This window comes from Natronobeatus ordinarius (assembly GCF_024362485.1).
Taxonomy (GTDB): Archaea; Halobacteriota; Halobacteria; order Halobacteriales; family Natrialbaceae; genus Natronobeatus; species Natronobeatus ordinarius.
Window position 1 is genome coordinate 824,287 of record NZ_CP101456.1, and the last position, 14,311, is coordinate 838,597.

The 14,311-nt window shown below is 65.9% G+C and carries 5 protein-coding genes; all 5 read left to right on the forward strand.

Annotation, left to right across the window (positions count from 1 at the left end; genetic code table 11):
- Window positions 1-305 precede the first annotated feature (305 nt).
- On the forward strand, window positions 306-10,892 hold the full coding sequence (locus NMQ09_RS04280; RefSeq protein WP_255193205.1) for a right-handed parallel beta-helix repeat-containing protein: 10,587 nt from the start codon (window positions 306-308) through the stop codon (window positions 10,890-10,892).
- Between the two features lie 174 nt (window positions 10,893-11,066).
- Window positions 11,067-12,242, forward strand: coding sequence for a DNA primase small subunit PriS (priS, locus tag NMQ09_RS04285; protein WP_255193206.1), 1,176 nt, complete (start codon window positions 11,067-11,069; stop codon window positions 12,240-12,242).
- Window positions 12,239-13,174, forward strand: coding sequence for a DNA replication complex subunit Gins51 (locus NMQ09_RS04290; protein WP_255193207.1), 936 nt, complete (start codon window positions 12,239-12,241; stop codon window positions 13,172-13,174). Before priS ends, NMQ09_RS04290 begins: the two co-directional genes overlap by 4 nt.
- Window positions 13,175-13,287: 113 nt before the next feature.
- Window positions 13,288-13,758, forward strand: coding sequence for a thioredoxin-dependent thiol peroxidase (bcp, locus tag NMQ09_RS04295; protein WP_255193208.1), 471 nt, complete (start codon window positions 13,288-13,290; stop codon window positions 13,756-13,758).
- 82 nt (window positions 13,759-13,840) lie between these two features.
- Window positions 13,841-14,284, forward strand: coding sequence for a pyridoxamine 5'-phosphate oxidase family protein (locus tag NMQ09_RS04300; RefSeq protein ID WP_255193209.1), 444 nt, complete (start codon window positions 13,841-13,843; stop codon window positions 14,282-14,284).
- Window positions 14,285-14,311: the final 27 nt, after the last annotated feature.

Consider the following 14,311-nt stretch of genomic DNA (forward strand, 5'->3'; position numbering starts at 1 on the left):
CGTGCGGACCGTGGCTCGCTCCGCGGCAGTGACAACCGATCGGGGACGACGTTCGGCCCCGTAGATTCTCTGGTGAAGCGGGGACGGTCCGAGGCCGGGGAGACGAAGCCGTCGACCTCGAGCCAGCCCAGGTTACCTCGGCGTAACTGTGTCGATTACCCCCTCGTAAGCGTGAACTTATTTCTTTTAGGATACTTTGCTTCTCCATGTATCAGCACGAACACCGAACATTGTTGCGGACTCGAGTTTTTGCGGTCATGTTCTCTATTCTCATGGTGGGTTCTATCGTGGTTCCCTTCGCAGCTGTGACAGGATCGGCGGACACGTCGGGTGACTGTCTGACCGTCGGTCCAGAGGAGAGCATCCAGGACGCCATCGACGCGGCAGATCCGTGGGAGACGATCTGCGTGGAGACGGGAACCTACGACGAGAGTGTGCAGGTGGCCACCGAAGGAATCACCATTGTGGCGGCATCGGGAGCTGATCCGGTGTTGCAGGGCTCGTCGGGGACGGGTATCGAGGTCGACGGTGCCCACAACGTGACGATCGAGGGGCTGACGATCCAGGGATACGACAGCAACGGAGTTCGCGTTACCGGCGACGGTCACAATCTCACCGTCCGTGACACGCACATCGAAGACAGCGGACGGGGGATCTGGCTCGAGAACAACGCCGCCTCGAACGCCGTCCTCGAGGACAACGAGATCGTGAACAACGGTGTCAGGGCGATTCACATCGGGGAGAACAACGAGGGTGTGGAAGTCCGGGGGAACCACATCGCGGACAACGGCGGCGTCGGCATCAACGCCAGGTACGCGCCGCACGCTGTCGTCGTCGACAACGTCCTCGAGGGCAACAGCGGAAACGGAATCGCCATCTGGGACGAGTACGCTGTCGTCCGGAACAACACCCTGAACGACAACGGTAACGTCGCCATAAGAATCTCTCACGACGGCGACCACGCGCTGGTCGAGGGGAACGAGGTCACCGGCGGCGGCGTCGGCATCGAGGCCACGACGGTGGACAGCCCCGAAATCCGAAACAACACGATTACCAACGCGACGGTCGACGTCGAACTTGACCGCGTACAGACGGCCACGATCGTCGACAACGACCTCGAGACCGGGATCGCCCTCGACGGCTCGGCCGACACGCTCGAGCACTTCGACCACGTCGCCACCGGAAACACGATCGGGGACGATCCGCTCGTTTTCGTCAGCGGCGAGGACGACCCGGAGATCCCCGATGACGCGGCGCAGGTTATCGTCGTGGACTCGACGAACGTCGAGGTTTCCGGCCACGCGTTCGACGGCGTCACCTCGGGGATCCAGATCGCGTACAGTCCCAACGCCGTCGTCACGGAGAACGACGTCTCGAACACCGGGAGTCACGGGATCCGGGTGTGGTCTTCCGACGATGCGGTCGTGTCGGGGAACGAGCTGGTGAGCAACGGCGAGACCTCGCACGTCTCCGGAATCGGAATCCACGGCTCGGCCGGCGCCGTCGTCGCGGATAACACGATCACCGACAGTAGCAGCCGGGCGCTCTCCGTCGGCGGCTCGCCCGACGCGATCGTCCGGAACAATTCGCTGATCGACAACCACAACGGTTTGTTCCTCTCGAGTTCGGACCGGCTGGAGGTCACGGACAACGAGATCACGGGCACGCACCACGGGGGAACGACCTCGAACTTCCGGTCAGCGATCCTCGTGACCAGCGGGGAGTTCGTCGAAATACGCGGAAACGAGATCACGGACAACCACGTCAACGGTATCCACGACAACCGCGGGTCTAACTCGCAGTACGTCACGATCGAAGACAACCTCATCGCGAACAACGGTAACGAGGGAATCTACTGGTCGAGGAGCCACGACGCGACGATCCAGAACAACACCGTCACGGACAACGGTCGAGCCGGTATCAACGGACCGTCGCGAGCGATCGTCACCGACAACGACGTCAGCGGGAACTCGGTCGGCATCGACGTTTCACACGACTCGCTCGTGGCGAACAACGTCGTCCAGGACAACCGCGGAAACGGCGTTGAGGCGAACGCCGACTCGACGGTGCGCGACAACACGATCGTCGACAACGGGAACACGGGTATCTACTTCCGGAACTTCGACGGCCAGCTCGTGGAGGATAACGAGGTCAGCGGTCACGCTGTCGACCTGTGGATTCACGAGACCGCCGACGTCACGGTCCGGCACAATTCGTTCGAATCCGGCGTGCTCTTACGGAGCCACTACGCCGAGTCCGAGGAACTGACCACGCACTCGTTCGTCAACAACACGGTCGGCGATCGGCCGCTACACTACGTCCGCAACGACACCGGCGTCGAGGTCCCGGACGACGTCGGGCAGGTTATCGTCGTCAACTCGACGGACGTGACCGTCTCCGGCCTCGAGTTCGAGGGCGTCCCGGCCCCGGTCCAGGTCGCCTACAGCGACGCCGTGACGGTCGCCGACAACACGATCGCGAACGGGACCGACACGAGCACGAACCGGGGGGCGATCACCGTCTGGGAGTCGACCCAGTCGACGATCCAGCGAAACGCGATCAGCGAGATGGGCGATCGAACGATCGGGATCGAGCTCATTAATGGAGGGCCCACCGAGATCGCGAACAACACGATTACCGACGTCGGCTGGAACGGTATTACCGTCGACGACGTCGACGCTCCGACTATCGCCCAGAACACCGTGACGGACGCGGGTAGAGACGCCATCACCGTCACAAACGGTGACGCGCTGACGATCACCCAGAACACCGTGACGGGCGCCGATGGGGACGGCATCCACACGACCGTCGCCGACGAGGGCTCGGGTGCAGACCTCGCGAATAACACGGTTTCGAACACCGAGCGAGGGATCGTGGTCGAGGCACAGGGGTGGAGTGCGCCCATCGTCAACGTGACCGTCCTCGACAACGTCCTCGAGCACAACTCGGTGGCCGGCCTCGAGGTCACCGACGAAGCCGAAGACGTGCAGGTGCACGGGAACGGCATTCAGGGCAACGGCGACGGCATCGTCTACAGTGAGTGGGACCCCGAATACGCACTGAACGCGACGAACAACTGGTGGGGCGCTGCGAACGGGCCGAGCGGCGGCGCCACGGACCCCGAAACCGGAGCGATCGCGGACGGTGACGGAGATACCGTTGACGAGCAGGTCCTGTTCGACCCGTGGCTCGGTGACACCCCGATCGAGGAGGCGCTCTTCGACGTCTCGATCGTCTCGACCAACTCCCCGGTGGCAGAAACCGAGTCGCTCACCGTCGAGGTAGCCGTCGAGAATACGGGCGACGCCCAGGGGACCCAGGACGTTATCCTCGAGCGGTTCGACGGAACCGTCGTCGACACCGCGAGCGTGACGCTCGCAGAGGGCCAGCAGGAAACGGTGACGCTCGAGTGGGAAACCGGAGCGGGCGACGCCGGAACGGGCCACGTTACGGTCCAGAGCGAGGATACCTCGGACAGCGAGCATGTCACGGTCGAGGCACCCTCCTCGGCCCAGCTCGTCATCACGGAACCCGGAGTGTACGAACTGGACGACGATCTCACGCTGCCGGGTGACGAACCGGCAGTGATCGTCGCCTCGAGCGACGTCGTCTTCGACGGGAACGGTCACACGATCACCAGCGAGAGTGGCGGGACGGCGATCGCCGCCCAGCACGTCGAGAACGTCACCGTCCGGGATCTGACGCTCGAAAACTGGCAGTACGGGATCGAGTTCGAACACGTCGAGAACGCCCTCATCGAGGACGTAACGGCGATCGACATCGGCCAGTCGGGAATCTGGTTGACCACCGTTACCGACAGCACCGTTCGGAACAACGACCTGATCGAGAACCGGGATGGAATCGTCCTTCGGGAGTCGAGCACCGGCAACCTCGTCGAGTCCAACACGGTGGCGGAGAACCGACGGTACGGCTTCGCCGTCCGCCACTCGAGCGACAACACGCTCTCGAACAACGACGTGACCGGCGTCGAAGATCACGGATTCTTCGTGACCAGTAGTTCGAGCGGAAACAAGCTCGTCGAAAACACCGTGACCGACAGCGGAAGCTCGTGGGGCGATTCCGGTTTCCACGTCCGCGGCGACGACAACGTGCTCGAGGACAACGTCGCGACGGGGTCGTACTCCGAAGGGTTCGGCATCCGCGGCGATGGAAACGCCCTCGAGAACAACACGGCTCAGGACAGTGGCCGCGAGGGCTTCCGACTCGTCGATGCGAACGACAACGTCCTGACGAACACCACGGCGACGGGGAGTGACACGCACGGAATTCGATTCTGGAACGCCGTCGGAAACGAGCTCGAGACGGTCACCGCCCACGACAACGGTGACTGGGACGTGTTCTTCTGGGACGGCTCTCAGGACAACACCGTGTCGGAACTCACCGTCGGCGAATCGGTCGCCGAAACCACACTCGACGTCGACGGAACGGACGCCGGGATCGAGGGTGTCGAGACCGTCCCGCCGGCTCCGGACGACACGATCTCGCTCGACGCCTACTTCGTCGCGGCGGCCGAGGAATCCGGCGGCTCGCTCACCGTCGAGGTTCCGTACGAGGCGACCGACCTCGAGGAGGTCGACGAGGAGACGCTGGCACTGTGGGACTACAACGACGACGCCCAGGAGTGGTCGCCCGTCGTCGACTCGTCGGTCGACACCGACGAGCGGGTCGTCACCGCGACACTCACCTCGGATTCGACGTTCGGCGTCTTCGGTGACTCCTCCCAGAGCGAGATCGAGGTGACCGAGACCAGCCTCAGTGACACGAACGTCGACACTGGGTCGGTCGTCACGATCGACGCGGCCGTCCAGAACGTCGGCGACGCCGCGGGTAGCCAGACTGTCGACCTCGAGGTCGACGGCGAGGTCGTCGACGAGGAGGCAGTTACCCTCGAGTCCGGCCAGACGACCGATCTGACGTTCACCCACCAGTTCGACCACGCTGGCGAGTTCGACGTGGTCGTCGCCGGCGAGTTCGTCGGAACCGTCACCGTCTCCGAGCCGGCCGACGATCCCGAGCCGGCGTTCTTCGGCGTCGAGCTCCTCGAGACGAACGCGCCAGTGCAGGCTGGCGACTCCCTCGAGGTCTCCGCGACGGTCGAGAACACCGGCGAGGAAGCCGACACGCAGTCGATCGAACTGGTCGCCGGAGGTGCGGTCGTCGACTCAGCCGACGTCACCCTCGACGAGGGCGAGACGGAGACGGTCACGCTCACCTGGACGACCGGCGCCGACGACGTCGGCGAGGCCATCCCGCTCGAGGTGCGCAGCGACGACGACACCGACACTGCCACGGTGGCCGTCGAGGAGCCAGCTGGCGACGGAGAGCTCGTCGTTTACGGCGCAGAGGCAGATCGATCGCACGTGGCGCTCGACGAGACGGTGACCGTCTCGGGCGACCTCTACAACGGCGGGGACGCGGTGACGACCGAGACGGTCGCGCTCGAGGTCGACGGCGAGGTCGTCGACGAGGCGACGGCCAGCGTCCCGCCCGGAATCTCCCGTGACGGCGTGGAACTCTCCTGGACGCCGACGGCTGTGGACCTCCCGGACGGTGAAGAGGAGATGAACGTGACCCTCACCCTCGATGGCTTCGTCGTCGACACCGTGACGGTCGAGAATCAGTACTCAGACGTTCAGGTGATCGCCGCCTCCGTCTCCGAGGTCGAGGCGGTCGAGGGCGACGACCTCTACGTCGTCGGCAGCATCTACCAGAACGGCACGATCGATGGGCCCGAAGAGATCGAACTCACCGCCACGAACACCGAGACCAACGAGACCGAGGTGCTCGGAACCCGGGACGTGACGCTCGAGCCGGGCTTCTACCACCTCGGCGCGCTCAACGTCTCGTTCACCCCCGACGAGGCCGGCACTTACGAGCTCGAGCTCGGCGAGCGAGCCGCCGGGACCATCGAGGTCCTGCCTGCCGAGTCGGACGTCCAGGTGATCGCCGCCAGCGTCTCCGAGGTCGAGGCGGTCGAGGGCGACGACCTCTACGTCGTCGGCAGCATCTACCAGAACGGCACGATCGACGGCCCCGAAGAGATCGAGCTCATCGCCACGAACACCGAGACCAACGAGACCGAGGTGCTCGGAACCCGGGACGTGACGCTCGAGCCGGGCTTCTACCACCTCGGCGCGCTCAACGTCTCGTTCACGCCCGAGGAGGCCGGCACCTACGAACTCGAGCTCGGCGAGCGAGCAGCCGGTACCATCGACGTCGAGGCCGCCGAATCGGACATTGACGTGATCGCCGCCTCCGTCTCCGAGGTCGAAGCCGTCGAGGGCGACGAGCTCTACGTCGTCGGCAGCATCTACCAGGGCGGCAACGTCGAGGGTCCCGAGACGATCGAACTCACCGCCACGAACACCGAGACCAACGAGACCGAGGTGCTCGAAACCCGGGACGTGACGCTCGAGCCGGGCTTCTACCACCTCGGCGCGCTCAACGTCTCATTCACCCCCGACGAGGCCGGCACGTACGAGCTCGAGCTCGGCGAGCGAGCCGCCGGGACCATCGAGGTCCTGCCTGCCGAGTCGGACGTACAGGTGATCGCCGCGAGCGTCTCCGAGGTCGAGGCGGTCGAGGGCGACGAACTCTACGTCGTCGGCAGCATCTACCAGAACGGCACGATCGAGGGTCCCGAGACGATCGAGCTCACCGCCACGAACACCGAGACCAACGAGACCGAGGTGCTCGGAACCCGGGACGTGACGCTCGAGCCGGGCTTCTACCACCTCGGTGCGCTCAACGTCTCGTTCACACCCGACGAGGCAGGCACCTACGAGCTCGAGCTCGGCGAGCGAGCAGCCGGTACCATCGAAGTCGAGGCCGCCGAGTCGGACGTACAGGTGATCGCCGCGAGCGTCTCCGAGGTCGAGGCGGTTGAGGGCGACGAACTCTACGTCGTCGGCAGCATCTACCAGAACGGCACGATCGACGGCCCGGAGACGATCGAGCTCACCGCCACGAACACCGACACCAACGAGACCGAGGTGCTCGGAACCCGGGACGTGACGCTCGAGCCGGGCTTCTACCACCTCGGCGCGCTCAACGTCTCGTTCACCCCCGACGAGGCAGGCACGTACGACCTCGAGCTCGGCGAGCGACACGCCGGCACCATCGAGGTCGAGGAGGCGTACTCCGACATCACCGTGATCGCAGCCTCCGTCTCCGAGGTCGAAGTCCTGCAGGGCGAAGAGCTCTACGTCACCGGAAGCATCTACCAGGGCGGCAACGTCGACGGTCCCGAGACGATCGAGCTCACCGCCACGAACACCGACACCAACGAGACCGAGGTGCTCGGAACCCAGGAAGTGACGCTCGAGCCGGGCTTCTACCACCTCGGCGCGTTGAACATCTCGTTCACGCCCGACGAACCGGGCGATTACGACCTCGAGCTGGGTGGCCGCGAGGTCGGCACGATCACCGTCGACGAGGTCGTCACCGACATCCGGGTGATCGGCTCGTCGGTCTCGGCGGTAGAAGTCATCGAGGGAGAGCCGGTTCACGTGACCGGGAGCATCTATCAGAACGGCAGCCACGAAGCGACCGAGACGATCGAGCTCACCGCCACGAACACCGACACCGGTGAGAGCGAGGTGGTGGGGAGCCAGGACGTCACCCTCGAACCCGGCTACTACCACCTCGGCGCGCTCAACATCACGTTCACGCCCGACGAACCGGGAACGTACGACCTCGAGCTCGGCGATCACAACGCCGGCACGGTCGAGGTCGATCCCGCCGAGTCAGACATCCAGGTGATCGCCGCCAGCGTCTCAGAGATCGAGGCGGTCGAGGGCGACGACCTCTACGTCGTTGGCAGCATCTACCAGAACGGGACGATCGACGGCCCCGAAGAGATCGAACTCACCGCCACGAACACCGACACCGGCGAGACCGAGGTGCTCAGAACTCAGGACGTGACGCTCGAGCCGGGCTTCTACCACCTCGGTGCGCTCAACGTCTCGTTCACCCCCGACGAGGCCGGCACCTACGAACTCGAGCTCGGCGAGCGAGCCGCCGGGACCATCGAGGTCCTGCCTGCCGAGTCGGACGTCCAGGTGATCGCCGCGAGCGTCTCCGAAGTCGAGGCGGTCGAGGGCGACGAGCTCTACGTCGTCGGCAGCATCTACCAGAACGGCACGATCGACGGCCCCGAAGAGATCGAACTCACCGCCACGAACACCGAGACCAACGAGACCGAGGTGCTCGGAACCCGGGACGTGACGCTCGAGCCGGGCTTCTACCACCTCGGCGCGCTCAACATCTCGTTCACCCCCGACGAGGCCGGCACGTACGAGCTCGAGCTCGGCGAGCGAGCCGCCGGGGCCATCGAGGTCCTGCCTGCCGAGTCGGACGTCCAGGTGATCGCCGCGAGCGTCTCCGAAGTCGAGGCGGTCGAGGGCGACGAACTCTACGTCGTCGGCAGCATCTACCAGAACGGGACGATCGACGGCCCCGAGACGATCGAACTCACCGCCACGAACACCGAGACCAACGAGACCGAGGTGCTCGGAGCCCGGGACGTGACGCTCGAGCCGGGCTTCTACCACCTCGGCGCGCTCAACGTCTCGTTCGCCCTCGACGAGGCGGGCACCTACGAACTCGAGCTCGGCGAGCGAGCCGCCGGGACCATCGAGGTCCAGTCCGCCGAATCGGACGTGCAGGTGATCGCCGCGAGCGTCTCGGCGGTCGAACTCGCCGAGGGCGAGTCGGCCTACGCAATCGGAAGTATCTATCAGGCGGGGACCATCGAGGGGCCAGAGACGATCGAGCTCACCGCCACGAACACCGAGACCGGAGAAATCGAGGTGCTCGGCAGTCAGGAGGTGACGCTCGAGCCGGGCTGGTACCACCTCGGCGCGCTCAACGTCTCGTTCACGATCGAGGAGGCGGGGACGTACGACCTCGAGCTCGGCGACCGCAACGCGGGGACGTTCGAGGTCGTCGAACCGACCGTCGAACCGACCGTCGTCGCCGTGGAGGGCTACTCGAGCAGTGTCGACCCCGAGACGGGAGCCGACCTCGAGTACGCGAGCGACGACGCCACCGTCGAGATCGACGTCGACGCTGACCTCGACCTCGAAGAGGTGACGCTCCTGGTCGACTCCCTCGAGACGACCTACACCGTCCCCGTCGACGCGACCCACCAGAGCGGCGATCGCTGGCACGCGTCGGTTCCGCTCGACGCGCTGCCTGACGACGGCCGGTACGCGCTGTCGGTGATCGCCGTGGACGAACGGGACAATGCGGGAATGGCCGACGCCTCGGAGATACTCGTGATCGACCGCGAGAAACCGTCGCTGTCGGTCACCATCGTCGACGTCGACGGCACCGACGCGACGGTGATCGTCGAGAGCGACGAGCCCCTCGACGACGTTCCCGTGGTGTCGGCCGAATTGACGGACGCGGACGTCGGTGCGACGTCGTCTGAGGACCTCGAGATGGAAGCCGTCGACGGCGACGGAACCGAGTTCACCGGAACGCTCGAGTTCGACGAGTCGGGCGAGTACACCGTCACCGCCGTCGGAACCGACCGCGCCGGCAACGTGGGAACGGACACCGCCTCCGTGGTCGTTGACACCCGCTTCACGCTCGCCGACGGCGCGATCGTCTTCGAGGAGACGGGGACCACGATCGAGTTCGACCTCGTTGACGACGCCGACGACGCGATCAAGAGCCAGGAACTGTTCGTTGCCCTCTCAGAAAACACCGTCAACGCGAACCTCGACGGCGGCGAACTCGGCGTCGGCTTCCTGACCGCCGACCTGGACAGCTTCATCGACTACCACCTCGAGGACGGCACGATCGAGGAGGCGACGATCTCGCTGGCGATCGACGAGGCGGAACTCCCCGGCGACGCCGACCTCGGCGACGTGGAGCTACATCACCATGACGAACCCGCCGACGAGTGGACGACCGTCGACTCTAGCGTCGAGTACCTCGACGACGAGCCGTTCGCCGTCGCCGACGTGTCGCGCTTCTCGACGTACGGCGTGCTCGTGATCGACGAGGAGCCGCCCGAACTCGTGGACGTCTCACCCGACCCCGACGACCGACTCGAGGCGGAGACCGACGAGGTGACCGTCCGATTCGAGTACGAGGACGCGCTCTCGGGCGTGGACGTGCGTTCGATCGCGCTGTCGATCGACGGCGTGGACGTCACCGACGACGACGCCACCCAGATCACGTCGACGACCGCGACGCACACGCTCACGGTCGACGACGGCAACTCGTACACGGCGACGGTCACCGTCGCGGACGAGGCGGGGAACGACGCGACCTACGAAACGAGCTTCGACGTGGACGAACTGGACGACGAACCGGATACGCCGTCCCCGCCACCGTCGACCGATCCAGACCCGGACGACTCTGACGACAGCGACGACGGCGACTCGGACGACCGTGACGACTCCGGCACGGACGACGACGGCGACTCGGACGACCGTGATGACTCCGGCACGGACGACGACGGCGACTCGGACGACCGTGACGACTCCGGCACGGACGACGACGGCACGGACGACGACGGCGACTCGGACGACCGTGATGACTCCGGCACGGACGACGACGGCACGGACGACGACGGCGACTCGGACGACCGTGACGACTCCGGCACGGACGACGACGGCGACTCGGACGACCGTGACGACTCCGGCACGGACGACGACGGCGACTCGGACGACCGTGATGACTCCGGCACGGACGACGACGGCGACTCGGACGACTCCACCACGGACGACCAGCCTGTCCCGGCCGATGATGACGACGAACCGGGGGCTGACGACGACAGTACGCCGGGCTTCGGTGCTGGATTCCTCGTCGTCGTGATCGTCAGCAGCGCGCTGGCGATCGCGCGACGACGGTCGTGAGCCGCCACTGAATCGGGCGACGATCCGATCGTCACCGAGTGCGACTCGCCCGATTTCGGACCGGTTCGTTTTCACGGCAGACTATTCCTGACGACAGTCAAACACGATCGACCGTCGCCGATCGACGACAGTCCAACAAAGTTATACCATCGCCGCTCCCACCGATTGAGGCGCATGGAGGAACGAACGAGGGCCTACCTCAGGGGGCGATTTCGAGACCATTATCGCCGGACGGAGATCACGCTGCCACCGGCGGCCAACGAGCGCGAGTGGGGGTACATCCCCTGGACCGGTGGGCCGGGGACGACGATGGTTCGTCACCGATCGCTGCTCGAGCTCGGGGACGTCGGCGACTTTCTCGAGCGGGAACGACCCCGTCACGTCTACTTCTCGGCCGGCCGCTACCGGGATCCCGGCGCGGGGTCGATGAGCGAAAAGGAGTGGCAATCTTCTGACCTCGTGTTCGACCTCGACGCCGACCACCTCCCGGGCGTGACCCTCGGCGAGGACTCCTACGCCGAGATGCTGGCGACGTGCAAGGACGCCCTGTTGCGACTGCTCGACTTCCTCGAGGACGATTTCGCCTTTTCCGACCTCGAGGTGGTCTTCTCGGGTGGGCGTGGCTACCACGTCCACGTCCGGGACGAGTCGGTTCAGCACCTCGACCGGGAACACCGCCGCGAGATCGTCGACTACGTTCGCGGCATCGGGCTGGACTTCGAGCAGCTGATCGAGACGGAGACGGTGGCGGGGCTTGGCCGGAAGACGCCGACCGAACGGCGCATCCTCGAGACCGACGGCGGCTGGGGGCGGCGAACCCAGCACCACTTCACCGCCTTTCTCGACGAGCTACTCGAGGCCCCCGAGGACGAGGCCCTGTCCCGGCTCCAGTCGTTCGACGGCATCGGCGAGGGGAAGGCGAACGCGACTCTCAACGCCGCCCGGAACAATCGCGAGGGTATCGAGGCGGGCAACGTGACCGTCCACACGGCAGTCGCCCAGCTGGCCGAACGGTTCGCGAAGCGGGCGGTCGAACGCGACAACGCGCCGATCGACGAGCCAGTGACGACCGACACGAACCGACTGATCCGCCTCCCCGGAAGCCTCCACGGCGGGAGCGCCCTCGAGACGGTCCGGATCGATCGCCACGAGATCGACGCGTTCGACCCGCTGGTCGACGCCGTCCCCGAGACGTTCGTCGGCCACGAGATCGCCGTCTCCGTCAGTCGTGGGGGTGAGGTCGAACTGGGTGGCGATATCTTTACAGTCCCCGAGGGTGACCAGTCACTACCGGAGTACGTCGCGACCTTCCTCATGGCACGCGGCCGGGCCGAAAAGGAGAAAGAATGAATTTAGAGGAGCTTCGAACGGTCCAGCACAAAGAGCGCCAGAAGGACAGTCTCCAGCACCTGCGACCGACCTTCTACCGCGACGTCGGCGAGTACATCGCCGAGCTCGAGGCCGAACGCGACCGCGTGGCCGCCGACGCCGACGACCCGTTCTCCTCGCCCCACGTCGGCCGACTCACCGACGAGATCGAGACGGCGAAAGACGTCGTCGAGGCGATCTACGAACGGCGGATGGGCAAACTCGTCAAACAGGCGAGCCTCGCCGCGGCGGGGATGCCCGCCGACGACGAGGGACTGACGGCCGAAGAGGCCGACCTCTTCTCTGACCTCGTCTCGCGAATCGAGTCGAACAAGGGCCGCGTCCTCGAGGTGCTCGACGGGGCCGAGACGACGGACTCGGCGAGCGCGACCGACGCGGCCCCGACGGACTCGACGCCCTCGAGCGACGCCCGGGAGGCCGACCAGACGGGCGCGCCGTCGGGCGCTGATCCGTCGGACGAGGTGCCGCCGGTTCCCCCGGAAGAACCACCCGTCGACGATATGATGGCTGACGGACCCGCCGCCACGGATTCCTCGGCGGACCGAGTCGACGTGGCCGACGTGATGGGCGGCGACGGACCCGACCCCACGCCATCCGAGCCGCCATCGTCCGCGTCAGCGCCGGGGGAGCCGTCGCCGGACCGTCCGGAGGCGGATCGACGCGAGCCAACGGCTGACGGGTCCGGCGACGCCGACAGGGTCGACGACGCAGCCGAGTCTCGCGAGTCGGCCACGGCCGTCGACCGACTCACGGTGCGGATCACACAGGACGTCGGCTCGATCCTCGGCGTCGACGACCGCGAGTACACACTCGCGTGCGACGACGTCGTGACGCTGCCCGAGCAGAACGCCACGCCGCTGGTCGAACGCGACGCGGCCGAACCACTCGAGTGATCGGCTGTCGGCGACGTGGTCGGTCGCCGGCGGCGTGAACGGCCGGCAACGTGCGTTCGGTGGTCGGCCGACCGGACCGACAGACCTACGATCGATCGGCCGAACGAACGGGCATGCTCGACGTAGGTGCGGATGCCCCCGAATTCGAACTGCCAAACCAGCACGGTGAGACGGTTTCCCTCGCTGACTTCGACGGCCGCGTGGTGCTCTACTTCTACCCCCGGGCGAATACGAACGGCTGCACCACCGAGGCCTGTGAGTTCCGCGACGAACGGCCCGCGTTCGACGAGCGGGACGTCTCGATCGTCGGCGTCAGCGACGACCCCGTTTCTGACCTCGAGGCGTTCGCCGACGAACACGACCTCGAGTTCGACCTGCTGTCCGACGAACTCGGCGAGGTCGCCACGTTGTACGACTCCTATGGCGAAAAGCAGATGTTCGGGAACACCTTCGATGGGGTCTTCCGCAATACGTACGTGATCGACGAAAACGGCCGGGTCGCGGCCGCCTACGAGGGCGTCACCCCCGAGGGCCACGCCGAGGACGTGCTCGCGGACCTCGAGGAAGCGCGCGCGGCGCAGTAACTCCACTCCCGAGATCGTCGTGCGGTCTCGGCGCATGGGACCCGCAGCGGTGGTTCTTTACGCTGGGGGTCGTCGGTTCCCCATGGACAACGTCGAATACGTCTACACCGAGGGTGTGCCATCCGATGCGGTCGACGAACTGCTCGGAGATCGGGGTCACGGGACACTCGCGCTGGCGGACGGCGACGACGCCTACGCCGTACCGCTCAACTACGCCTACGACGGCGAACGGTTCCTCCTCCGGGTGAGCGACGAGCCAGGCAGCGAGAAGGTGGCGTACGCCGAGTCGACGGCGACGGCGACGTTCATCGTCTACGAGACCGTCGGCGAGACCCACTCCTGGAGCGTCATGATCCGCGGGCGGATCGAACGCCTGCCCGAGGACGAACAGGCCGAGTTCACCGACACCTGGCTGAACGAGCAGTTCCCGCCGTTTCGGCTCTTCGACGAGGCCGTCCCCGAGGTCGAGATGGCCCTCTACGAACTCGAGCCGACCGAGCTGACCGGCCGGCGGACGATCGACTGATACTGTCAGTATCCGCGCCGGCTCGTC